The 23,419-nt window shown below is 55.5% G+C and carries 23 protein-coding genes and 1 riboswitch; of the genes, 7 read left to right on the forward strand and 16 right to left on the reverse strand.

From position 1 onward, the window contains the following. Window positions 1–140 precede the first annotated feature (140 nt). Complete coding sequence (gene pnuC, locus ACJA3I_RS02380; RefSeq protein ID WP_458863168.1) at window positions 141–878, forward strand: nicotinamide riboside transporter PnuC; 738 nt, start codon at window positions 141–143, stop codon at window positions 876–878. Here pnuC and ACJA3I_RS02385 read toward each other — a convergent pair. After that, window positions 848–2,224 (reverse strand): aldehyde dehydrogenase family protein, encoded by a 1,377-nt coding sequence (locus ACJA3I_RS02385; RefSeq protein ID WP_458863169.1) that lies wholly within the window; start codon window positions 2,222–2,224, stop codon window positions 848–850. The genes pnuC and ACJA3I_RS02385 overlap by 31 nt on opposite strands. Next, complete coding sequence (locus ACJA3I_RS02390; protein ID WP_458863170.1) at window positions 2,211–2,777, reverse strand: hypothetical protein; 567 nt, start codon at window positions 2,775–2,777, stop codon at window positions 2,211–2,213. The genes ACJA3I_RS02385 and ACJA3I_RS02390 overlap by 14 nt, the downstream gene beginning before the upstream one ends. On the opposite strand from ACJA3I_RS02390, the gene ACJA3I_RS02395 reads away from it, so the two are divergent. Together ACJA3I_RS02395 and ACJA3I_RS02400 are read left to right on the forward strand one after the other, a co-directional pair. Next, window positions 2,761–3,933: an amidohydrolase gene (locus ACJA3I_RS02395; RefSeq protein ID WP_458863171.1), complete on the forward strand. Its 1,173-nt coding sequence runs from the start codon at window positions 2,761–2,763 to the stop codon at window positions 3,931–3,933. The genes ACJA3I_RS02390 and ACJA3I_RS02395 overlap by 17 nt on opposite strands. A 17-nt stretch (window positions 3,934–3,950) precedes the next feature. Continuing rightward, on the forward strand, window positions 3,951–4,307 hold the full coding sequence (locus tag ACJA3I_RS02400; RefSeq protein ID WP_458863172.1) for a DUF3221 domain-containing protein: 357 nt from the start codon (window positions 3,951–3,953) through the stop codon (window positions 4,305–4,307). A gap of 228 nt (window positions 4,308–4,535) precedes the next feature. Here the strand turns inward: ACJA3I_RS02400 and ACJA3I_RS02405 are convergent, their stop codons facing one another. Continuing rightward, window positions 4,536–5,417, reverse strand: a complete 882-nt coding sequence (locus ACJA3I_RS02405; RefSeq protein ID WP_458863173.1) for a fumarylacetoacetate hydrolase family protein — start codon at window positions 5,415–5,417, stop codon at window positions 4,536–4,538. Between the two features lie 226 nt (window positions 5,418–5,643). Here ACJA3I_RS02405 and ACJA3I_RS02410 point away from each other — a divergent pair, with 226 nt between their 5' ends. Together ACJA3I_RS02410 and ACJA3I_RS02415 are read left to right on the forward strand one after the other, a co-directional pair. Beyond that, window positions 5,644–6,012, forward strand: coding sequence for a YccF domain-containing protein (locus ACJA3I_RS02410; protein ID WP_458863174.1), 369 nt, complete (start codon window positions 5,644–5,646; stop codon window positions 6,010–6,012). A gap of 16 nt (window positions 6,013–6,028) precedes the next feature. Further along, entirely contained in the window at window positions 6,029–7,096 is a 1,068-nt protein-coding gene (locus tag ACJA3I_RS02415) for an acyltransferase (protein ID WP_458863175.1), read from the forward strand. Between the two features lie 150 nt (window positions 7,097–7,246). Here the strand turns inward: ACJA3I_RS02415 and dapD are convergent, their stop codons facing one another. From dapD to ACJA3I_RS02435, 4 genes are all read right to left on the reverse strand, one after another. Then, window positions 7,247–7,942 carry a 2,3,4,5-tetrahydropyridine-2,6-dicarboxylate N-acetyltransferase gene (gene dapD / locus ACJA3I_RS02420; RefSeq protein ID WP_458863176.1) on the reverse strand — a complete coding sequence of 232 codons (696 nt, stop codon included), beginning with the start codon at window positions 7,940–7,942 and terminating at the stop codon, window positions 7,247–7,249. A gap of 25 nt (window positions 7,943–7,967) precedes the next feature. Next, window positions 7,968–8,711 (reverse strand): 4-hydroxy-tetrahydrodipicolinate reductase, encoded by a 744-nt coding sequence (gene dapB, locus ACJA3I_RS02425; protein ID WP_458863177.1) that lies wholly within the window; start codon window positions 8,709–8,711, stop codon window positions 7,968–7,970. A 197-nt stretch (window positions 8,712–8,908) separates the two neighbouring features. Beyond that, window positions 8,909–9,796: a 4-hydroxy-tetrahydrodipicolinate synthase gene (dapA, locus tag ACJA3I_RS02430; protein WP_458863178.1), complete on the reverse strand. Its 888-nt coding sequence runs from the start codon at window positions 9,794–9,796 to the stop codon at window positions 8,909–8,911. A gap of 151 nt (window positions 9,797–9,947) precedes the next feature. After that, a complete protein-coding gene (locus ACJA3I_RS02435; RefSeq protein WP_458863179.1) occupies window positions 9,948–11,147 on the reverse strand; it encodes an aspartate kinase in 1,200 nt (399 codons plus the stop codon). 104 nt (window positions 11,148–11,251) lie between these two features. Beyond that, a riboswitch (Lysine riboswitch) is annotated at window positions 11,252–11,419 on the reverse strand. Window positions 11,420–11,600: 181 nt separating this feature from the next. On the opposite strand from ACJA3I_RS02435, the gene ACJA3I_RS02440 reads away from it, so the two are divergent. Further along, window positions 11,601–12,716 (forward strand): M20 metallopeptidase family protein, encoded by a 1,116-nt coding sequence (locus ACJA3I_RS02440; RefSeq protein ID WP_458863180.1) that lies wholly within the window; start codon window positions 11,601–11,603, stop codon window positions 12,714–12,716. A gap of 34 nt (window positions 12,717–12,750) precedes the next feature. Further along, on the forward strand, window positions 12,751–13,233 hold the full coding sequence (ybaK, locus tag ACJA3I_RS02445) for a Cys-tRNA(Pro) deacylase (protein ID WP_458863181.1): 483 nt from the start codon (window positions 12,751–12,753) through the stop codon (window positions 13,231–13,233). Window positions 13,234–13,363: 130 nt separating this feature from the next. On the opposite strand, the gene ACJA3I_RS02450 is transcribed toward ybaK, so the two are convergent. From ACJA3I_RS02450 to ACJA3I_RS02490, 9 genes are all read right to left on the reverse strand, one after another. Beyond that, window positions 13,364–14,113, reverse strand: a complete 750-nt coding sequence (locus ACJA3I_RS02450) for an amino acid ABC transporter ATP-binding protein (protein ID WP_458863182.1) — start codon at window positions 14,111–14,113, stop codon at window positions 13,364–13,366. After that, window positions 14,114–14,794: an amino acid ABC transporter permease gene (locus ACJA3I_RS02455; protein WP_458863183.1), complete on the reverse strand. Its 681-nt coding sequence runs from the start codon at window positions 14,792–14,794 to the stop codon at window positions 14,114–14,116. Between the two features lie 94 nt (window positions 14,795–14,888). Continuing rightward, window positions 14,889–15,782: a transporter substrate-binding domain-containing protein gene (locus tag ACJA3I_RS02460; protein ID WP_458863184.1), complete on the reverse strand. Its 894-nt coding sequence runs from the start codon at window positions 15,780–15,782 to the stop codon at window positions 14,889–14,891. Between the two features lie 188 nt (window positions 15,783–15,970). Then, on the reverse strand, window positions 15,971–16,945 hold the full coding sequence (locus ACJA3I_RS02465; RefSeq protein ID WP_458863185.1) for an ABC transporter ATP-binding protein: 975 nt from the start codon (window positions 16,943–16,945) through the stop codon (window positions 15,971–15,973). 2 nt (window positions 16,946–16,947) lie between these two features. Continuing rightward, a complete protein-coding gene (locus tag ACJA3I_RS02470; protein WP_458863186.1) occupies window positions 16,948–17,985 on the reverse strand; it encodes an ABC transporter ATP-binding protein in 1,038 nt (345 codons plus the stop codon). A gap of 12 nt (window positions 17,986–17,997) precedes the next feature. Continuing rightward, a complete protein-coding gene (locus ACJA3I_RS02475; protein WP_458863187.1) occupies window positions 17,998–18,906 on the reverse strand; it encodes an ABC transporter permease in 909 nt (302 codons plus the stop codon). Beyond that, on the reverse strand, window positions 18,872–19,852 hold the full coding sequence (locus ACJA3I_RS02480; RefSeq protein ID WP_458863188.1) for an ABC transporter permease: 981 nt from the start codon (window positions 19,850–19,852) through the stop codon (window positions 18,872–18,874). Before ACJA3I_RS02480 ends, ACJA3I_RS02475 begins: the two co-directional genes overlap by 35 nt. A gap of 98 nt (window positions 19,853–19,950) precedes the next feature. Continuing rightward, window positions 19,951–21,501 (reverse strand): ABC transporter substrate-binding protein, encoded by a 1,551-nt coding sequence (locus ACJA3I_RS02485; RefSeq protein WP_458863189.1) that lies wholly within the window; start codon window positions 21,499–21,501, stop codon window positions 19,951–19,953. 488 nt (window positions 21,502–21,989) lie between these two features. Further along, window positions 21,990–23,417 carry a 4Fe-4S dicluster domain-containing protein gene (locus tag ACJA3I_RS02490; RefSeq protein ID WP_458863190.1) on the reverse strand — a complete coding sequence of 476 codons (1,428 nt, stop codon included), beginning with the start codon at window positions 23,415–23,417 and terminating at the stop codon, window positions 21,990–21,992. Window positions 23,418–23,419: the final 2 nt, after the last annotated feature.

Below are 23,419 nucleotides of genomic sequence, written 5' to 3' on the forward strand. Positions count from 1 at the left end.
GGTTGCAAGCGGGCGCGTTTTATGATATCCTATCAAAAAGTAGTTCTGCCACCGGGCAGAGAATGCAGCAGCATTCGTTTGCACATCGTTAGGTCTTTGAAGATGTGCAGGCGGATGCTGTATTTTTTTTAGGAGGAAATATGGAAAACAGAAAACAAGCGTATTTTTCAAAGCAGGAAAAAGCCTTATGGCTGGGTTCGGTTCTGGCCATCGCGGGCTCGTTTTATCTGGCGGAAGGGGGCGGAACGCTGACCCTTGCGGCTTCGCTGGTGGGGGTCACTTCGCTGATCTTCTGCGCCAAAGGCAACCCTGTGGGCCAGCTGCTGATGATCGTTTTCAGCCTTTTTTACGGCATGATCTCGCTGAGCTTTCGCTATTACGGCGAAATGCTCACTTATCTTGGCATGACGCTGCCGATGGCCGTTTTTTCGCTGGCGGCGTGGATGAAGAACCCTTATCAGGGCAACGCGGCTGAAGTGGAGATCCGCCGCCTGCCGCGGGCGGAATGGCTGTGGATGGCGGCGCTTTCGGCCCTTGTCACGGCGGCATTCTATTTTATTCTGGCCTATTTTCAAACGGCCAATCTTTTGCCCAGCACGATATCCGTCACCACCAGCTTCGCGGCGGTTTTTCTCACTTTTCGCAGGAGCCCCTATTATGCGCTGGGGTATGCCGCCAACGATATCGTGCTGATCGTTTTATGGGCCATGGCCACCGCCAAAGATCCTTCTTATCTTTCGGTAACGGTTTGTTTCATCACCTTTCTGGTGAATGACCTTTATGGCTTTTTCAACTGGCGCAGGATGGAAAAACGGCAGGCCGCCGAAGCCGCCCGCCGTGAGGTTTCTCAGAAAAGTTTTTTCAACAGGGAAAGATGATCGCCAAAGGGCGCATAGCGCAGCATCACCTCGGGCAGCGCGAAGGATTTTTTGAGCACGCTTTTTTGATGAGAGAAGGCGTCGAACCCCGCCCGGCCGTGATAGCGGCCCATGCCGCTGCCGCCCACGCCGCCGAAGGGCAGCGAAGAAGAGGCCAGGTGGGCCACCGTGTCGTTGATGCATCCGCCGCCGAACAGCAGCTCGCGGCAGAATTTTTGCTGCACCGCGCGGTTTTTCGTGAACAGATAAGCCGCCAGAGGATGCTCGCGGGCCGCCACCGCCGCAAAGGCTTCTTCGGGCGTATCAAAGGTGAGAACGGGCAGGATGGGGCCGAAGATCTCCTGCGCCATCACGGGGCTTTCCCAAGTGATGTCATCCAGAATGGTGGGCTCCATGCGGCGGGCTTCGGGGTTCGCTTTGCCGCCCACCACAATTTTTTCGCCCTGTGTCAGCGCCATCAGGCGGCGGGTGTGATCGGGCGAAATGATGTGGGGCAGCTCGGGGTTTGCCATGGGTTCGGGGCCATAGGCCGCCAGCAAAGCCGCCGTGAGCCGGCCCAACAGCTGCTGTTTGACGCTGCGCTGCACCAGCAGATAATCGGGCGCCACGCAGGTTTGGCCCGCGTTTAAAAACTTGCCCCAGATGATGCGGCGGGCGGTTTTCGCAAGATCGGCGCTTTCTTCCACGATGCAGGGGCTTTTGCCGCCCAGCTCCAGTGTGACGGGGGTCAGGTGGCGGGCGGCGGCCGCCATCACGCGCTTGCCCACCGCCGCGCTGCCCGTGAAAAAGATATGGTCGAAGCGGCAGCTTAAAAGAAGATCGGTCTCTTCGCGCGAACAAAGCAGCGCCGCGCCCTGCCGGGCGGGGAAAGCGGCCGCGATCAGTTCTTGCAGGGCCGCCGCTGTGCGGGGCGCCTGAGAAGAGGGGCGCAGCAAAAAGCAGCAGCCCGCGCTGACGGCGCTGATCACAGGCGCCAGCGAAAGCAGAAGGGGATAGTTCCAAGGCGAAACGATCAGCGAAACGCCCAAAGGCTGGGGATATTGCCGGGCCGAAGCGGGGAACTGCGCCAGCGACACCGCGGCGCGGCGGGGCTTTGCCCATTCTTTGGTGTGGCGCAGGGCGGCATGCAGCTCTTCGCGCACCATGGCCACTTCGGCGGCATAACTTTCAAAAGGCGATTTGCCCAGATCTTCTTTTAAAGCGGCCAGAAAAAGGTCTTCGCGCTTTGAAAATTCTTCGGATAACCGCTTGAGCGCCGCAAGCCTTGCCGGGATGGGCAGGGTGACGCCCGATTGAAAACAGGCGCGCTGGGCGGCGATGAGTTCTTCAAAATCATTCGCTTGCATCGGAATTCTCCTTTGGATCTTTTTTCTTATCATAACCCCACGGCGTTGCCGAGGCAAGCAAAACCACAAAGTCTTGTGGAAAACTATCCCCTTCATGCACAAGGTTATCCCCATTATACACAGAGTAATCAACAGGCAAACGCATAAATATGAAAAAATGACCAAACAAACACCGAACAAATTGTTGAAAAAGCAATAAAAATGAACCAAACCGGCGAAAATGGATCTTTTCTGAAAGAAAAACAGTCAAGCCGCAAAAACAGGCGAAGAAGGGCAAGAAAGTTCTGCGCGGCCTGTGAAAATGTGATAAAATAACCCTATGCGGTGTTGCCCCGCGGCGGGCCGCCCGGCCGTGAAGCGGCAGAGATCGATCATGGCGCGGGGCGGCGGCGAATAAGATGAACCAGAGGGGGCCGCCGGTTTTCCCGCGGGCGCAGGCCCCGGGTTTTATGATGGCGGAACAGAGCAACAGCGGCGCAGGCCGAAAAAATAAAAAGCGATGGCTTTGAAAACCACCGAAGAAAAGGAGAAGAACGATGCTTGCAATCACCAACGGAAAACTGATGACCATTACGCAGGGCGTTGTGGAAAACGGAACTCTTTTGATCGAGGATGGAAAGATCGCCGCTTTGGGCGCTCAGGTGGAGATCCCCGCCCAGGCCGAAATTCTGGATGCTCGGGGGAAATGGGTGATGCCCGGCCTAATCGAGGCTCATTCCCACATCGCCGTGCAGGAAGAACCGAAGGTAACGGGAGAAATGGGCGATCTGAATGAAAATTCATCGGCCATCACCCCGCAGGTGCGGGTCATGGATGCGTTTTATCCCAGAGATATGGGCATCGAAGCGGTTCGCCGCGCGGGGTTCACCACCTGCTGTGTGCTGCCCGGTTCGGCCAACCTCATCGGCGGCACGGGCTTTGCTTTTAAAACCCGCGAAGGCCGTGTGCTGGAAGATCTTTATCTGCCCGGCACAGAGGTGATGAAAATGGCGCTGGGCGAGAACCCCCGCCGCAACGGCCGCGGCCATGAAAAATTGCCCAAGACCCGCATGGGCAGCGCCGCGCTGTTAAGAGAAACGCTGTTCGACGCCAAGGTTTACAGCGACCAGAAAAAAGCCGCCGAAACCGATCCTTCCAAAGCGCCGAAGCCCGATTTCAAGCTGGAAGCGCTGGTGCCCGTGGTGCGCGGCGAAATGCTCTGCCGCATCCATTGCCACCGCTCGGATGATATCATGACGGCGCTGCGGGTAGCCGAAGAATTCGGCCTGCGCATCTCGCTGGAACACGCCACCGAAGGCTATCAGATCGCCGATATCCTGGCCGAAAAGGGCATTTTCTGCGTGGTGGGGCCGCTGATGACCGGGCCTTATAAAAAAGAAGTCTGGAACCGCGCCATCACCACGCCGGGGGTGATGGCCAAGGCGGGCGTGAAAGTATGTCTGACGGAAGACAGCGGCAGCATGACGAAGCTGCTGCCCAGCCACGCGGGCCACTGCATGGCGGCGGGCATGAGCGAAGAAGCCGCGCTGAAGGCGCTGACGATCTATCCCGCCCAGCTGCTGGGGCTGGCACAGCGCATCGGCAGCTTGGAAGTGGGCAAAGACGCCGATCTGGCCCTGTTCGATGGCCATCCCTATTGCAATTTCACCCATTGCACCCACACCATCATCGACGGCGTGGTTTATGAAAACAGCCGTGAGGCAGAATAACGCAAAGAAGGCAAAGCATGAGCGGCAGGAAAAAACTTTGGTTCATCGCGGCGGGGGCCGTCACCCTTGCGGTTTTGGTTTATGCGTTTCGCCCGATGACCCTGAAGGATCTCGGTGAAAAACCCAGTTTTCTGGGCACGGTGACGGAAGTTTCCGAAAATTCGATTCTCGTCGCCGTTGCGCCGGGCGAAGAAGAGCGCGCCGCCAGCGATGTGATCCGCGTGTCGCGCAAAGTCAAGCTGAGAGAAGATCAGGCGGATTTTATCGCGGGCGATGCCGTGAAGGTTTATTATGACGGCACGCTTTCGGAATCTTACCCCGCCCGGGCAGGCAAGGTCTATGCCATTTTGATCCTTTCGGATAAACCCGTTTGAAGCGGGCGCCACGGGGGAAAACGCCTTTTCCCCCGCGGCGCGGAACAACTGAAAACACAGCGGCATGAAAAAGCCTGCTGCAAAAAACGAAGCAGCCGGAGCCTTTCCCCGCGGAAGATCGTGTCGGATTCATCCACAGCACGATTCGCAGGAAAAGCCCCGGCGCTGCCGCCGTTTTGCAGCAGGCTTTTTTGCGCCCGCAAATAAAAACGCTTGTTGGCGCGCCTGTTATTTGATGATGTTTTTCAAAATGCCGATGCCTTCGATCTCGCATTCCACGGTGTCGCCGCGTTTCATAAAGCGGGGCGGCGAAAAGCCCATGCCCACGCCCGCGGGGGTGCCGGTGGCGATGATATCGCCGGCTTCCAGCGTCATGCCGGCGGAAAGCTCGGCGATCAGGCGGCCGATATCCGCCACCAGCAGATCGGTGTTGGAGCTTTGGCGCAGCTCGCCGTTGACGCGGCTGGTGACCTGAAGCTTCGGCGGATAGGCGATCTCATCCGCTGTGACCACGCAGGGGCCGAACACGGTGAACCCATCCAGACTTTTGCCGCGCAGCCACTGGCTATGCTGCTTTTGCAGCGTGCGCGCCGAGATATCGTTCATGATCGTATAACCAAAAATATACTCTTCGGCGTTTTCTTTAGAAATATCACGCCCTGTTTTGCCAATCACCACGGCCAGCTCGGCTTCATAATCCAAACAGTCATCCAGTTCGGCGTGGCTTTCGATCAGCTGATCGGGGCCCACGGTGGCGCAGGCGCGTTTTGAAAAATAAACGGTGCGCGGGGCAGAAGAAGCGGCTTCATCCAGCGCGCGGCGGGCTTCATCGCGGTGGGCCATATAATTGACGCCCACGCAAAGGATATCGTGAAGAGGGCGGGGGAACGGCGAAGAAAGCGCGGCGCGGCAGATGGCGATGCCCTCGGGCAGGGGATCGCAGGCTTTCAGCAGCGCCAGATCTTCGGGAACCCCGAAGCGGCAAAGATCCAAAAGGCTTTCATAGCGGCGGGAAAGGGGAAAACGCTCCAGAGGGATGATCCGGGAACCATCGGCGGTGAGCAGGGCGGGCGCGGCGCCGTTTTCGGTTTGATATTGCACGAATTTCATCAAAAACCAGCCTTTCTGCTGCCACGCTTGCGGTGACAGACGGTAAAAAATGTGATATGATACTGTTCAGAAGAAAAAGGGCGGCAGAAGACCCGCCCAAAGGGAACGGGCGGCGCAGGAAAAAAGGAAGCCGCCATGCTTTGAAAAATGCGCCGAAAGCGAAGCTTGTTTTGATTATAGCGCATTTTGCGGCAAAGGAAAATGATTTTGTAAAGGGATGAAGACAATGAGTACGATCGGCAATATTCTCTGGTTCTTTCTGGCGGGCGTGTGGATGGCCATTGGCTGGTTTATCACAGGCGTTTTGTGGTGCATCACCATCATCGGCATTCCCATCGGGGTGCAATGTTTCAAAATGGCGGGGCTGGTGCTGAGCCCCTTCGGCCGCGAGGTGAATTACGGCGGCGGGGCGGGAAGCTGCCTTTTAAATGTGCTGTGGCTGATTTTCGGCGGGCTGGAACTGGCGCTGGGCAATTTGATCTGGGGCGTTTTGTTCTGCATCACCATCATCGGCATTCCTTTCGGATTGCAATGCTTCAAGCTGGCCCAGCTGTCGCTGTGGCCGTTCGGTTCGAATGTCTATCAAAAAATGTAACCAGGCGGAGGGGCGAATGGAAGAGAAACAGCAAAATGAACGGCTTTGGTATGCCGATTTTTTAAGGATCATCGCCTGTGCCGGCGTGGTGGTCATCCATGTATGCGGCACAAACTGGTCGGCTTTGGAACCCGAGAGCTTTTTCTGGAATGTTTTGAATGTTTATGAAAGCATGGTGCGGTGGTGCGTGCCGATGTTCGTGATGCTCAGCGGGATGTTTTTTTTAGACCCGCGCAAAAAAGTCACCTATCACAGCCTGTTTTTCAAAAACATTTTCAGGATCATCACGGCGTTTTTCTTTTGGTCGGCGTTTTATGTGGGTGTGGGGCTGATTTTTGCCCGCCGCGCCCAAACCCCCATGGGATGGGAAGAGATCAAAACGGCCTTTCTTTATGGCAACTATCACCAGTGGTTTTTGTTCATGGTGGTGGGGCTTTATCTCATCACGCCGGTGGTGCGCGGCTTTGTGAAAAGCGCCGGCCGCCGCGATCTGGAATATTTTTTGGGGCTTTGCGCGGTGTTCACGCTGATCGTGCCCCTGTTTTCGGGCATTCCCGTGCTGCGGGTGCTGGGCAGCTATGCCGAGCGGCTGAACCTTTCGCTGCTGGGCGGTTATGTGGGCTTTTTTGTGGCGGGCTATTATTTCCGCACCTATGAATTTGGCCGCCGCGCCCGCGGGGCGATTTATGCTTTGGGCGTTCTGGGCTTTCTGGTCACCTGTGTGGGCACTTATTTCGCCTCGATGAACTGGCAGGCGCCCAACGAATATTGGTATGGCTATCTCACGCCCAATGTGGCGGCCATGTCGGTGGCCCTGTTCGTGTTTTTCAAAAATCATGTGCATGGCGAAAAGCTTTCGGCCCGATCGAAAAAAGTGCTTGCCGATCTTTCGCGCTGCACCTTCGGCATCTATCTTGTCCATGCGTTTTTGAACCGCCTTCTGGTGGAAGGCTTTCAGATCAACGCTTTATCCATCACGCCCATTCTGGGCGTGCCCCTCATCACGGCGGCCATCATGGCGGTGGGCTATGGCATCATCCATCTGCTGGCCAAGATCCCGCTGTTTGCGCGCTATTTTATGTAAAACAAAAAAACGCGCGGCCGATGAAACCAAGAAAACAAAAGAAAACCCCCGATGCAGCCGATGGGCCGCATGGGGGGCTTTTTTTATGCCCGCCGCGGGCGATAAGACCCGCGGCGATTTTGATTGGCGGAGGAAAGACGCCCGCAAAAATTATAAGGTGCGCAGGGCATCCACCAGCTCGGTTTTTTTCATGGTGCGTTCATCCTTTTGCTTGATGATGCGCGCGGGGGTTCCCGCCACCACCACGCCGGCGGGCACATCGCTGATGACCACGGCGCCCGCGGCCACCACGGCGCCTTTGCCGATGCGGCAGCCTTCCAGCACCACGGCGTTTGCGCCGATCATCACATCATCTTCCAGCGTTACGGGGGTGGCCGAAGCCGGTTCCACCACGCCCGCCAGAACGGCGCCCGCGCCCACATGGCAATGTTCGCCCACGATCACGCGGCCGCCCATCACAACGCCCATATCGATCATGGTGCCTTTGCCGATGACACAGCCGATGTTGATGACCGCGCCCATCATAATGACGGCGTTATCGCCGATTTCCACCTGCTCGCGGATGGTGACGCCCGGTTCGATGCGGGCGTTGATGTTTTTCATATCCAAAAGAGGGATGGCGCTGTTGCGGCGGTCGTTCTCGATCTCGATCTCTTCGATCTTATCGGCGTTCTGCTCTAAAATGGGCGAAAGGATCTTCCATTCGCCAAAAATGACCTTGGAAGGATGGCTGCCGAACACTTTGCAGCCGGGGAAAGCGATTTCTTCTTTTTCGTTGAGATAAACCTTCACAGGCGTTTTCTTTTCAGAAGTTCTGATATACTCGATGATTTCTTCGGCGTTCATAAAAAGCTCCTTTATTTTGATTGATTTAGTGACGGTCGGCGGGGAAGAGGGCATCGCCCATGGAATAAAAGCCCTTTTTCGCCCCCAAAGCGAATTCGGCGGCCTTGATGGCGCCCGCCACGAAAACCTGTTTGGAAAGCGCGGTGTGTTTGATCTCGATGATCTCATCATCGCCCGCGAACAACACTTCATGCTCGCCCACGATGGTGCCGCCGCGGATGGAATGCATGCCGATCTCATCTTTTTCGCGGGGGCGGATGCCATCGCGCCCATGCACTTCGTGATAGCGGCCGCATTCTTCGATGGTCTGGGCCAGCATTTTGGCCGTGCCGCTGGGGGCGTCGATTTTTTTGTTGTGATGCTTTTCGATGATCTCGATATCATAAAGCCCCGCCAGGACAGGCGTGATCTGCTTTAAGATCTGCTGTAAAATATTGATGCCCAGCGAGGTGTTCTGGGTGCGCACCACGGGCGCATAGGCCGAAAGCTCTTCGGCAAAGGCTTCCTGCGCGGGGGTGAAGCCCGTGGTGGAAAGCACGGCGGCCACGCCATGCCGTTTCACATAATCGCCGATCATTTCAAGGTTGTTGGGGTGGGAAAAATCGATCACCAGATCGGGCACGCAGGGCAGCTGGGCGAGGGAAGCATAGCATTCGCTGTTCAGCGGGTCGATGGCGCCGCAAAGTTCCCAGCCTTCGTGGGCTTCCACGGCGGCGCAGATGCGTTTGCCCATGGCGCCATAACCCACCACCGCAATTTTTTTATTCATGGTTTCGGTTCCTTTCCCGCCGCCTTTTTCAAAGGGGCGGTGTTTTTTTAACGGCCGTTTTGATGAAAAAACCGTTTTTTAATCAAATGTAAAAGGTTTTTCACTTCCCGCCGCAGTAAAGCGGGTCATCGGCGGGGAATCAAACCTCCCGCCGCAGAAAAGCAGGGGGAAGATCGCTTTGGCGCTGCGTTTTCGGCTTATTTCAAAAGTTCCAGCCGGCGGCGAAGCGTTTCGATGTTGCTTTCGCTCATGGGCCCCAGGGGCAGGCGGCATGGGCCGACAGGCCAGCCCAGCAGCTCCATGGCTTTTTTCACGGGCACGGGGTTGGTTTCTAAAAACAGCCCTTCGATGAGGGGCAGAAGATCCAGCTGAAGCCGGCGGGAACGCGCCGTATCGCCGGAAAGGAACGAGGCCACCAGCTCGTGGGTCTGGCGGGGGGCGATGTTGGCCAGAACCGAGATCACGCCGCTGCCGCCCAGCGAAAGGATGGGCAAAATCATATCGTCGTTGCCCGAAAACAGGCTGAAGTTTTCATTGACCAGCCTGGCGCAGCGGGTGGCATAGCCGATATCGCCGCTGGCTTCTTTGATGCCCACGATGTTTTCGCGGTGAGAAAGCGTTTCCAGAACATCCAGCGGGATGGAGCAGCCTGTGCGCCCCGGCACATTATAAAGAATGATAGGCAGGCTTGTGGCGGCGGCAATGGTTTCAAAATGCGCCAGCATGCCGCTTTTGTTGGCTTTGTTATAATAAGGCGTCACCACCAGCAGGCCGTCGGCCCCAAGGGCTTCATAGCTGCGGGCTGTTTCGGCGGCGTGAAGGGTGTTGTTGGAACCCGCGCCGAGAATCACGGGGATGCGCCCCGCCACCTGGCGGATCACCCTTTTGGCGATGGCCTTTTTTTCTTCTTCGGTGAGGGTGGGGGTTTCGGCGGTGGTGCCAAGCACCACAAGGCCGTCTGTGCCGTGGGTCAAATGAAATTCCACCAGTTTTTCCAAAAGCGCATAATCTACGGCGCCATCGGCGTCAAAAGGGGTCACCAGCGCCACAAAGGAACCACGGAAGGTTTGAGTTTTATTTGCCATAAAGAATTCCCTCCTAAACAAAAGGTAATATAGAACGAAAAAATAACTATAAGCAATGATATGATGCAGAGCGTCGGCCCAAAACTTTTCTATTATCAGTATATCCGTTTTCGGGCGATTTGTCTGTAACGGAATGAAAAAAAGAAGGGGCTTACAGCGAAAAGGCTTCGGCCAGCGCGGCGACGGCCTGTTCTTTGTGGCAAGCGTCGATGGTGAAAGAGATCGAGATTTCGGAAGTGGTGATCTGGTAATAGGGGATATGCAGGGCGGCGAGGGTTTCAAACACCTTCACGGCAACGCCCGTGTGGGTGGCCATGCCCACGCCCACCAAAGAAAGCTGGGTATAGCCCTTCTGGATATCCAGAACCAGACCGTCGCGGAAGAAATCGGGCGAAAGCGCCAGCTCATCGGCCTGCGCATCCGAGCAGGAGCAGCAGAAGGCGATGCGGCCATCGAGAATGGTCTGGCTGATCATATCCAGATTGATGTGGTTGCGCGAGATCAGCGCGAAGATGGAAGCGGCGTTTTCGGCCGTATATTCCATGGGGCGGAAAGAAACGATGGCGCAATGATCTTTGATGCTCAGGCCCGTGACGGGCATATCTTCAAAATTTTCAAGTTCCTGCCGGTTCATAACAAAGGTTCCTTTCTTTTCGGTTTCGAGGGTCTGGCCCAGATAAAGGCGAACCCCATATTTTTTGGCCAGCTCCACACAGCGGGTCTCTAAAACGCCCGCGCCCAGCGAGGCCATTTCCATCATTTCTTCATAAGAGATGCAGCGCAGGGCTTTGGCGGGGGCATAAAGGCGGGGGTCAACGGTATAAACGGCGTTGACATCGGTGTAGATCTCGCAATCGCAGCCCAGCTTTGCGGCGATGGCCACCGCGGTGGTATCGCTGCCGCCGCGGCCCAGCGTGGTGATATTGCCGTCTTCGGTGATGCCCTGGAACCCGGCCACCACCACCACGCGGCCACCGGCCAGCTCTTCTTCCACGCGGCTGAGATCAAGCTCTTTGATGAACGCCTTGGAATGGGTGTTGTTGGTGATGAAGCCCGATTGAAAGCCCGTCATGGAAATGGCGTCAACGCCCTGTTCCTGAAGGGCCATGGCCATGAGGCTCACGGTTTGGATCTCGCCCGTGGAAAGCAGCGCATCCATTTCGCGTTTGGAAGGATGGGAAGACACCTGAGCAGCCAGGGCGATCAGGCCGTTGGTGGTTTTGCCCATGGCGCTGCAAACCACCACCATTTCTTTGCCCTCACGGTGCAGCTGCGCGATGCGCCCGGCAATGGCAGTTATTTTTTCGGGGGTGGCGACACTGCTGCCGCCATATTTGTGAACAAGCTTCATGGGGAAAAACCTCCTTGCGGCAGCGCCGCGAATGGTTGGCCGAAAAATAAAAAAACCGGCAGAGCAGAAGGCTCTTACCGGCATACATGGCGTCATGCAGCGAATAGTAAGATAGCACATCTGCAAAAAAGTGCAGACAGTCTTACGGCTGTTCGCCGCAAGCCCACCTTCCGCGCATGCCTGCGCGGCGGTTCGGCAGATTGACCTTTTTCCCCTTTCAAAGCCTGCCGGCTCGGGGGGATACTCATTCGCTCTGCGCCTCTATCCTTTGGAAAATAACAGCCGATCGGAAACGGCCTTTATGTAAGGCATTCTATCACACGGCGCTTCTTTTGTAAATGGCCGACGCGGAAAAACCGCGAAAACCCTTGAAAAGAACTTTGAAAACAGGGGCAAGTGTTGTATAATGGCCATGTAGAAAAAATCGCTTTCGCGAAATAGTTGGAGGATGCTATGAAAAATTATGTTCAGTATCGAAGAGATCTGCATCAGATCCCCGAGGTATCCCGACAGGAATACAAAACCAGCGAATACATCGGCAAGAAGCTTGAAAAGCTGCATTGCACCGTGGAAAAAGTTTGCGGAACAGGCTATACCGCGTTTTTCGATAACGGCGCCAAAGAAACCATCGCCTTCCGCGGCGATATGGATGCCCTTTCGATCCCCGAAGAAACCGGGTTGGAATTCGCTTCGAAAAACGGCTGCATGCACGCCTGCGCCCACGACGGCCATATGGCGATGATGCTCTCGCTTTGCGATTATATGGAAGAAAACCTGCATAAATATAAGAAATTCAATGTTCTCGTGATTTTCCAGCCGGCCGAAGAAAGCATCGGCGGGGCAAAGGTGATTTGCGAAAGCGGCGCGCTGAGCAAGCATCATGTTACAAAGGTGTTCGCCCTGCATCTGTGGCCCAAGCTCGAAAAAAACACCATCGGCACCCGCCCCGGCCCCATGATGGCCAAGGCTTCCGAAATGACCATCACCGTCAAGGGCAAAAGCGCCCACTGCGCCCGCCCCGATCTGGGCATCGACGCGCTGAGCGCCGCGGCGGATATGATCGCCGAGATCAACGCCATGAAGAAAAAAGAGATCCCCGCCGGCACGGAATATCTGCTGCATTTCGGCAAAATGACCGCCGGCGACGCCCGCAACATCGTTTGCGAAAATGTGCATATCGAAGGCAGCGTCCGCGCGTTTTCCGAAGAGGTGTTCCAGTTTATGGCCCGCCGCATCCGCGAAGTCTGCGCCGAGGTCGATGCCCGCTACGGCACAAAAACAGAAGTGTTTTTGACAGAAGGCTATCCCCCCGTGAACAACGACCCCGCCCTTTATGAAGAATATAAAAAGGCGCTGGCGCAGGCCGGCGTTGCCACCGCGGAAGTGGAAAAAACCGTGATCGCCGAAGATTTTTCGGAATATGAAGCCCGTTATCCCGGTGTGTTCGGCTTTTTGGGCCTGGGCGATGTGCCTTCGCTGCATAACAACAAATTCGATTTCGATGAGACCGTGATGGAAACAGGCATCAAGGCATTTGTGGGCCTGCTGGATTATTTCGAAGCGAAATAGCCCGCAAAACCCCTGAAAAGGAGGCGCACAGCACATGGCAGCTGCTTTAAAAACAAATGTCTGCCGCATTTTAGACAGCGCAAAGGTCGCCTATCAGACCTATCAATATGATGCTTCCGACGGCGCCATCGATGGGGAATCCGTGGCCAAAAAGGTGGGCATCGACCCCCGGCGGATGTTTAAAACCCTTGTGACCCGCGGCCACAGCGGCAATTTCTGCGTGTTTGTGCTGCCCGTGAACCGCGAGCTTGATCTGAAAGCCGCCGCCCGCGCCGCGGGTGAAAAAGCGGTGGAAATGATCCATGTCAGCGAGATCAACAAGGTTACGGGCTATATCCGCGGCGGATGCAGCCCTATCGGCATGAAAAAGCTTTATAAAACCGTGGTGGATGATTCCTGCCGCGGGTTCGAAGCCATCGTCGTCAGCGCGGGCAAGATCGGCGCGCAGGTGGATATCGGGGTGGAAGCTTTGCTGAAGCTGACAAACGCCGTCACCGCCGCCATTACGGCAGAATAGGTTTTGATGAAAAACAGCCCCCGGCAAACAGCAAAAGAAAAACCGCCCCGGATCGTCATGCACGATTCGGGGCGGTTTGGTTTATTTGGTTTGGCGAGGCCGCTTGATCGCATTTTGTTTGCGAGGAAGATCACACATCAAGCCCGGCCACAAATTTGCGGATTCTGGGGTTGCTGCTGTTGAAGATCTCATCGGGGGTGCCCTGTTCCAGAATCACGCCGCCATCCATAAAGAGGATGCGGTCGGAAACCTGGCGGGCAAAGCGCATTTCATGGGTGACGATCAGCATGGCGGCGGTATGGGCCGCGGCCAGCCGCTGGATCACGCTGAGCACTTCGCCCACAAGCTCCGGATCCAGCGAAGAGGTGGGTTCATCAAACAAAATCAGGCGGGGTTTCACGGCCATGGCGCGGCCGATGCCCACGCGCTGCTGCTGGCCGCCCGACATATGCGCGGGGTAGGCATCGCGCTTTTCGGAAAGGCCGATATCCGCCAGAATGGCTTCGGCGCGGCGAACGGCTTCTTCTTTGGGCATTTTCTGCACCTGCACCAGCGGTTCCATAATGTTTTCCAGCGCCGTTTTATTTTTGAACAGGCTGTAATTTTGAAACACCATGGCGGTTTTGCTTCTCAGCCGATAGATCTCTTTATGAGAGCTTTTGCCCGCCGTGAGGGTGATATCATCAATGGTGATCTGGCCGTGGGTGGGGCGCTCTAAATGGTTGATGCAGCGCAGCAGGGTGGATTTGCCTGTGCCCGAAGGGCCGATGATCGAAACCACTTCGCCCTGCTGAACGGTGAGATCGATCTGTTTGAGCACTTCCAGCGCGCCGAAATTCTTTTTCAGACCCGAAAGGGTCAAAACGGTTTCTTTTTCCATTTATTTTCCTGCCTCCTGAACATAGGGGCGATTCATGCGTTTTTCAAGCTTGCTCTGGCCGAATTCCACCAGGGCCAGGATCACCCAATAAATAATGAGCAGCGCCACATAGCCTTCTAAATAGCGGAAAGAAAGATTCACTTCATTCTTGGCGCAGGAGGTCATATCCATGATGCCCACAGTGAAAGCCAGCGAGGTGGATTTGAACAGATTGGCGAAGGTGTTCGACATGCCGGGGATCGCCACGCGGGCCGCCTGGGGCAGAATGATGCGGCGGATGGTCTGCCACGGGGTCATGCCGATGGAAAGGCCGGCCTCAAACTGGCCCCGTTCCACCGAAGTGATGGCGCCGCGGATGTTTTCACCCATATAGGCCGCAAAACTGAAGGAAAGAACGATCACCGCCGCCCAGAAAGCCGGCATATTGCGAACGGTGGTGGAAAACTGGGCAAAGCCATAATAAAACACAAACAGCTGGGCGATGAAGGGGGTGCTGCGGAAAAACGAGGTGAACACCACCGAGATCTGCTTGAAAACGGGGATGTTATAATAGCGGGCCGCGGCCAGAAGGAACCCCAGCAGAATGGAAAAGAACAGCGAGATCAGCGAAAGCGTCAGCGTGTTTTTGAAACCGCTGAGGATCACCGAAAACATATGCAGAAAATAATCAAAATCAAACATCTTCTCTGCTTCCTCCTCATGAAGCGAATTGAACAAACGGTGCGGCAGGCCCCTTGGTGAAGAAGCCCGCCGCATCATTAAGGTGGAGAAACGCTTAGTTTTTGGGGTTCTTGGCGAAATAATCCAGAGCAGGCTGTGTTTTCATCACATCCAGCTTGAACCATTTTTCGCAAAGCTCTTTGTAGCTGCCGTCATCCATCATTTCTGTGAGGGTCTTATCGGTCAGCTCGCGCAGCGTGTTGCCGCGGTCTGTGCGGGCGAAGGGATAGGCGTTCACTTCGGTGTAGATGGGGTTTTCGATATCCACCGATTTCAGCTTCAGTTCGGGGTTGGATTCGAGGAAGTAGGGGAGAACCAGATAAGCATAGGGGCAGGCATCGGCGCGGCCGTCGGAAACTTCCTGCAGGATGATGCCGCTGGATTCATAAACGCTTTTCTTCACCTTGTTGTCGGGGTCAAGGGCGGCCACATATTCATTCATGGCGCTGCCTTCGGCCAGGGCAATGGTCTTGCCTGTCATATCGGCCCATGTTTTGATTTCGTTGTTATCTTTGCCGACGGTCAGGCAATAGGGGCTGAAGAAGAAGGGCTGTGTGAAATCATATTTTTCTTTGCGGGCGGGGGTGATGGAGATCTGCTTGGCAACGGTATCCACGCGGTTGAGGTCGAGTTCGGCAAAAGTGGCGGGGTTATCCAAACGGACGAATTCCACTTTATAGCCTGTCTTTTCACCAATGGCGCGCCACAGCTCGATTTCGAAGCCGCTCCATTCTTTGGTGGATTCATCATAAATGGTGAAAGGCTTATAGGTGCCGGGGGTTGCCACGCGAATGACCTTTTCTTCGGTGGAATCATCGGTCTTTTTCGTGTCGGTGGTGGTCTGTTCCTGTTTTTTGCTGCCCGAATCGGTCTTTTTATCGCTCGAGCTGCAGCCGGCCAGGGGGAACACCATCACGGCGGCCAGAAGGAATGCTAAAAATTTCTTCATGTCTTTTCTCCTCATGTCTATAAGTTTGTTCCGTGCATAAACTATTATATTGTTGCTAAAATATGAAGTCAAATCGTTTGTATCACTGGACAACGCTTGAATTATCAGGAAAATCGATAGGAAAATGTTACAAAAATATAAAATGCCCGCCAAAACATTTGTTTTGACGGGCGGTAAAAACCGGTATGTTAAGCATGCGTTCCGAGAAACTCTTCCGCTTTGCAGCAGGCCACAAAATGGTTGGGCGAGATCTCGCGCAGGGGCGGGTCTTTTTGCAGGCACGCTTCGCAGGCATAAAGGCAGCGTTTGGCGAAGCGGCAGGCATCGGGCAGATTCACGGGCGAGGTGATCTCGCCTTTCAGCAGGATGCGCGGCGGCTTTTCGATGCCCACCTCGGGGATGGGGATCGCCGAGAGCAGCGCCTGGGTATAGGGGTGGATGGGATGCTCGAAAAGCTCTTCGGCGGGGGCTTTTTCCACCAGCTGCCCCAGATACATCACGGCGATGTCATCTGAAAAATGGTTCACCACAGAAAGATCGTGGGTGATGAAAATGTAAGTGAGCCCCAGTTCGCGCTGCAGCTGCTTGAGCAGGTTGAGGATCTGCGCCTGAATGGAAACATCCAGCGCGGAAACGGGTTCATCGCAGACCAGAAACTGGGGGTTCATGGCCAGCGCGCGGGCGATGCCGATGCGCTGGCGGCGGCCGCCGTCTAATTCATGGGGATAGGAGTTGATGAGGCGGTCGGCCAGCCCCACCGTGGCCATCAGCTGGCGAACGCGTTTTTGAATCTCGGCTTTATCCGTCATCAGGTGGTTTGTGAGGATGGGTTCGGCAATGCTCTGGTTGACGGTTTTGCGGGGGTCGAGGGAAGAAAAGGGGTCTTGAAAAATGATCTGCATCTGGGTGCGCATTTTACGCATCTCACGGGCGGAAAGCTTGGTGATCTCTGCGCCGTTGAAGATCACCTCGCCGGAAGTGGGCTCGATGAGCCGCAAAACGGCGCGGCCCGTGGTGGATTTGCCGCAGCCCGATTCGCCCACGATGCCCAGCGTTTTGCCCCGCTGGATGGTGAAGGAAACGCCGTCTACGGCGTGGAGCATCCCCCTGGGGGTCTTGAAATATTTCGTAAGATTTTTGACTTCCAGAATGGTATCAGGCATTCTTAATACCCCCTTTTGATGTGGAACTGGGGATCGCGATAGGCCAGGCAGGCGGCGCAGTGGGTCTCGCCGAAAGAGATCAGGGCGGGCAGTTCCCGGCGGCAGGCATCCACCGCATATTCACAGCGGGGGGCAAAGGCGCAGCCCTGAGGCAGGTTGGTGGGATCGGGCATCAGGCCCGGGATGGGCTTCAAATCGCTTTGGCGCCGCTTGATGTTGGGCAGCGAATTGAAAAGCCCCTCGGTATAAGGATGTTTGGTGTGGTTGAAAACATCGTCAAGCGTGCCTTGTTCGATGATGCGCCCCGCATACATCACGGCCACCTCATCGCAGACTTCGGCCACGATGCCCAGATCATGGGTGATCATGATCATCGAAGTGCCCTTGGCATCGCGCAGCTGCTTCATCAGATCAAGCACCTGAGCCTGAATGGTCACATCCAGCGCGGTGGTGGGTTCATCGGCGATGAGCAGCTGGGGCGAACAGGCCAGCGCAATGGCAATGACCACGCGCTGCTTCATCCCGCCCGAAAACTGGTGGGGATATTCGCCGCCGCGGCTGCGCGAGATGCCCACCAGCTCCAGCATATCCAGCGCCTTTTCATAGGCTTCATGCTTGGAAACATGCTCGTGGATCTCGATGCTTTCGGCGATCTGTTCGGCCACGGTGAAAACGGGGTTCAGCGAGGTCATGGGGTCTTGAAAGATCATGGAGATATCTTTGCCGCGCAGCTGTTCCAGCTCGTGAGGGGCCAGTGAAAGCAGGTCTTTGCCGCAAACGGTGATCTTTCCGCTTTTGATGACCCCCGGCGGATGGGGGATCAGGCGAAGAAGCGCCAGCGCGGTGGTGGTTTTGCCGGCGCCGGTTTCGCCCACCAGCCCCAGTGTGCTTTTGCGGCGCAGGGTCAGGTTCAGATCATTGACGGCCTGAACCGTTTCTTCTTCCAGTTCATAATAAACCGTCAGGTCTTCCACCTTCAAAAGGATATCCTCGGGAGACTGGGCGGTATCGGGAGCTTTCTGCTGTAATTCGGTGTTCATTTCCATTCCTCCTTAATCTTTCAATCGGGGGTCAAGCGCATCGCGCAGCCCATCGCCAAACAGATTAAGGGAAAGCACGGTGACCATGATGGCAAGGCCCGGGAACAGCGTCATGTAGGAATAATCACGGATGAAGCGGCGGCCGCCCGAAAGCATGGCGCCCCATTCGGGGTTCGGCGCGGGAACGCCCAGGCCCAGAAAAGACAGGCTGGAAGCGGAAATGATGGCGGAAGCCACACGCAGGGTGGCCTGAACGATGATGGGAGAAAGACAGTTGGGCAGGATATGGGAAAAGATGATCTTGGCATTGCCCTGGCCGATGGCGCGGGCCGATTCCACATATTCCTGGTTGCGCACGGTGAGCACCGCGGCGCGGGTGATGCGCACGAACTGGGGAATGCTGGTCAAGCCGATGGCGATCATCAGGTTGAACATGCTTTGGCCCAGAGCGGCCACGATGACAATGGCCATGAGCATATTGGGCACAGAGCTGAAAATATCGGTGCTGCGCATGATGATCTCTTCCCAGACGCCGCCGAAGAACCCGGCCACCGCGCCCAGAAAAACGCCGCAGACCAACGCGATGGAAACCGCCACAAACCCCACGGAAAGAGAATATTTCGTTCCGTAAAGAATGCGGGCGAAAACATCGCGGCCATATTCATCCGTTCCCATCAGGTGATGCAGGCTGGGGGATTGCAGGCGGTTGGCGGTGTTTTGCCCCACCACCTGGGTTTCATAATCTAAAAACACGCCCGAAAACAGCGCAATGAAAATCAGCAGCAGCACAACGGAAAGCCCCAGCATGGCGCCTTTGTTTTTGCGCAGGCGGTGCCAGACCTCGCCCCATTGCGAGCGCTCGCGGCGCTGAAGGGTCTCTTCGCCATCAGGCAGCGGCTTTTTGGGTTTTGTGGTGGTCATGCTGTTTGCCTCCCTTCTTTGTGGCATATTGCGCTTTGATGCGGGGGTCTACCATGGCATAAAGCAGATCGACCAGCAGCAGGACAAGGCTGAAGAACATGGTGGTGAGAATGATCGAGCCGGTGACCTGCGGGGTATCGCGGGAATTGAGCGAATCGATGATGAGCCGCCCCACGCCGGGCCAGGAAAAAACGGTTTCGGTCAAGACCGCGCCGCCCAAAATGGTGCCCATCTGCGTGCCGATGATGGTGATGATGGGGATGAGGGCGTTTTTCAGCGCGTGTTTATTGATGACGACCTTTTCGGGCAGCCCTTTCGAGCGCGCCGTGCGCAGGTAATCCTGGCGGATCACATCCAGCATGGAAGAGCGCGTGGTGCGGGTCAGCGTTGCCATCATGCCTGTACCAACGGTGACGGCGGGAAGAATGATGCTGGCGAACCCATCGGCGCCGCCCGAAGGCAGCCAGCCCAGTTTCAGCGAGAAGAGGATCATCAGCAGCAGCCCCAGCCAGAAATTCGGCATGGAAAGCCCCAGCAAAGCCAGCACCATGCTCACATTGTCTTTCCAGGTTCCGCGGCGGCGGGCCGAATAGATGCCCAGCGGCAGCGAAAGCCCCACGGAAACAAGCAGCGAGGCAAACCCCAGCTTTAATGTATTGGGCACTTTTTCCATGAAAGTGGCGAACACATCCTGATTGGTCAGATAAGAGACCCCCATGTCGCCATGGAGCATATCGATCATATATTCGCCGTAGCGAATGAAAATACTGCGGTTCAGACCCAGTTCTTCGCGCATCTGCGCCTTTTCTTCCAAGGTGGCGTCATCGGGCGCCAGCACATCCACGGCGTCGCCCGGCGCCAGATCTAAAATGAAATAAACCAAAAACGAAACGCCGATCAGCACGGGGATCATCAGCAGCAGGCGTTTGAGAATATATCGATACACAAGGTTCCCTCCCATTTCATGCCTCCCGCCTCGGCGGGAAGAAAATGATCACCCACGCAGCGCGTTCACCGCGTGGGTGACAGGCAAAAAATCAAAACTTATTGCACGACGATATAAACATTTGACATATCGTGGTGAGAGGTGGGGTAGTAATCGATGCCGCCGGTGCCTTTTTTCACACCGAAGAAGCCGTTGGCAAAATAAAGGGGAACATAACCCGCCGTGTCATGCAGGATCTGCTGCACTTCGGCGTAATATTCCTTGCGCTTGGCGTCATCCTGTTCCTGAACGGCCAGATCCATCAGCTCATTGACTTTCGCATTGTCATAATGAGATTTGTTGACCCCTGTGCCCGGGCAGATGAGGCGGCGGGCGTCATCGCCGAAAATGTTCATGCCGCATCCGTAAAGGGCCGCTTCGTGTTCGCCGTTGGTGGTGCTTTTGCTCAGGCCGGCGCTGTCGAATTCCACGATCTCCACTTCCACGCCGATCTTTTTCATTTGCGCCTGAATGATCTCGGCGCAGGATTTACGCTCGCCGGCGCTGACGGAAAGCTTGAATTTGAAGCCGCCGTTTGCATAACCGGCCTTGGCGAGATATTCTTTGGCTTTTTCCACATCATAGGTGAAAGCGGTCTTGCCGCCGTTATAGCCATATTCGTTCCAGCCCCACAGCGATTTCACGGGCTGTGCTTCGCCGTTTTTCACCACATCGATCAGTTCCTGGGGGTCGACGCCATAAGCCATGGCAAGGCGCAGGTTTTCATCATCAAAGGGCGCTTTTTTGTTGTTCATGGCAAGATAGGTGATGGAAGAGCCCACATAAGATTGCAGCTCAAGTTTGCTGTTGTCGCGGATACGGTCGAGATCCAGGGTGTCGGGGTCGGCGCAAAGATCGATCTCGCCGGTTTCCAGCGCGATGACGCGGGCCGAATTATCGGGCATATAGCGCAGGGTGAAGGTTTCGGCTTTGGCCTTTTCGCCCCAGAAATCATCGTTGCGGGTCAGCTTCAGATAATCGCCCACCACAAAGGAATCGGTCTTCCACGGGCCGGAACCGATTTTATAACCATCGGTGGGGTTTGCTTCCACCGCGGCTTTGGAAAGAATGGAGGCGGTGGGCAGCGTGAGCAGAAAGGGGAAATCCACATTCGTCTGTTTCAGGGTGATGGAAATATGGGTGTCGTCGGTCACATCCATGGTTTCGATCAGCTTGCAGAGGGTGGTGGAAGTGTCGGAATCCACGCCGCGCACAAAGGTGAATTTCACATCTTCGGCGGTGAATTTACCGCCATCGTGGAATTTCACATCCTTACGCAGGGTGAAAACATAGGTCTTGCTGTCTTCCGTTTCCCATTTTTCGGCAAGACAGGGCAAAAGCTTGCCGGTGGCGTTATCAAAATCGATCAGGGTGTCGAAATTCATTCTGAAATAATAGTTATGCTGGGTGTTGCTGTTGGCCTGAGGGTCTAAGCTGACGATTTTGCCGCCCAAACCGCAGACAATGCTCTTTTGATAGGTGGCGTTGGCTGGGGGCGTTTTAGAAGAAGAACTGTCGCCGGGAGATTTTTCATTGGTTTGCTTTGCGCAGCCGGAAAACGCGCCCAGAAGCATCACAAGCGAAAGCAGCATGGCCAAGAATTTTTTCATAACGATCCCTCCAGAAAAAATGTTTTTATTCCACATACAGTTGTCTGTGAAACAAGATATATTCTATATGTAAACCATATATTATATAAAGTCAAGCAAATAATACCGCAAAAAACTATAATAATTTTAAAGTAAACCATATTTAATATATATCGTAAAGAAAGAAAAAATATTCATAATAACATTGCAATATTTAAGATGGAACAGGCCTGGAGGAAAGCTGAGAGAAAAAAGCCGAAAAAAGAGCAGCGCCCCCGAACCGAAAAAACGGGTCGGGGGCGCTGCTTTGATATAGGGCGGGAAAATCGGCGCCGAGCGGGCGCGCAGATATCATAGTGAATCAGCACTGATCGGGCGCGCAGGCGAGGCCGGGGCTGTCACATGCCAAGCATCCAAACGCGGCAGGCAAAACCGGAAAATCAGCACCGAGCGGGCGCCGGGCTGCGGCGCAAGGGTTTGAAAATCGGGCAGGCACGAACGGCCGCCCTTTAGAATTTCAGCACGCTGATGGAATCGGAGATGGTTTTTTCCATGGCTTCGTGGCCGTATTTATCCACATCGGCTTTGCTTTTGGGGCCGTGGGTGATGCAGCCCGCGCCGCCGATGCAGCCGTTTTCACAGGCCATGCCTTCCACAAAGTTGTTGGGCAGCACATTTTTCGAAGCGCGCAGCAGCGCCGCTTTGCATTCGGCGATGCCGTTGCAGGCGATGGCGTTGAGGGCGAACTGATCCTGGGTGATGCCGCATTCTTTCAGCGCCTGTTCCACCGCCACGGAAAGACCGCCGCTGCGGGCAAACACGCGGCCGAAATAAGAAGCGTTATCCAGCGTTTCGCCTTCCAGCGCGGCCAGATCGATCTCGCGGCTGTCGAACAAAGCCTGAAGCTCTTCAAAAGTCAGAACGCAATCCACCAGTTCGGAAACGGTTTCCAGCCGGCGTTCGGCCTTTTTGGCTGTGCAGGGCCCGATGAACACCACTTTGCATCCGGGATGCAGCCGCTTGATATATTTGGCGATCTCGCCCATGGGCGAAAGGTTATGGGAGATATGTTTTTCAAGCTCGGGGAAGCTTTTGCGGATGTAGCTGACAAAGGCGGGGCAGCAGGAGCTGGTGAGGAATTTCTTTTCGGCGAGTTCCTGCGCTTCGCGCCAGGCCACCATATCCGCGCCCAGAGCCACTTCCACCACATTGAAAAAGCCCAGTTTTTTCAGCCCGGCCACCACCTGCTCCACCGTGCAGTGGTGGAACTGGCTGGAAATGGAGGGGGCCACGATGGCGAAGACGGGGTGATCGGGGTTGTTTGCGCCGGCCTTGAGCATTTTCACCGTGTCGAGGATATAGGATTTATCGCTGATGGCGCCGAAGGGGCATTGATAGACGCACGCGCCGCATTGGATGCATTTTTCGTTTTCGATGGTGGCTTTTTTGTTTTCGCCCATATGGATGGCGCCCACCTTGCAGGCGTTTTCGCAGGGGCGGGAAGATTTGACGATGGCGCTGTAGGGGCACGCCGCCACGCAGCGGCCGCATTCGATGCATTTATCCTGATCGATCTGGGCGTGGTGGTTGACGATGGTGATGGCGTTTTTGGGGCAGGCGTTCATGCAGCGGTGGGCGATGCAGCCGCGGCAGGAATCGGAAACATGGATGCCCGCCACGGGGCATTCATCGCAGGCGATGTTGATGACCTCGATGATATTCTCGTTTTTTTCATCGCCGCCCATGGCCATTTTCAGGCGCTCGCCCATGATGGCGCGCTCTTTATAGATGCAGCAGCGCATAGTGGGGGCGGGGCCGGGGATCAGCCGCTCGGGGCTGCTCAGCAGATCTTTTTCCAGCCGGTCTTCCCAGGCCAGGGTGGCCACCTCTTTGAGGGCTTTATACTTGAGTTCTTGCACTTGCGTATCGAAAACCATAA

Origin of the sequence: Acidaminobacterium chupaoyuni, assembly GCF_047936785.1 — a bacterium.
Lineage (GTDB): Bacteria > Bacillota > Clostridia > Oscillospirales > Butyricicoccaceae > Acidaminobacterium > Acidaminobacterium chupaoyuni.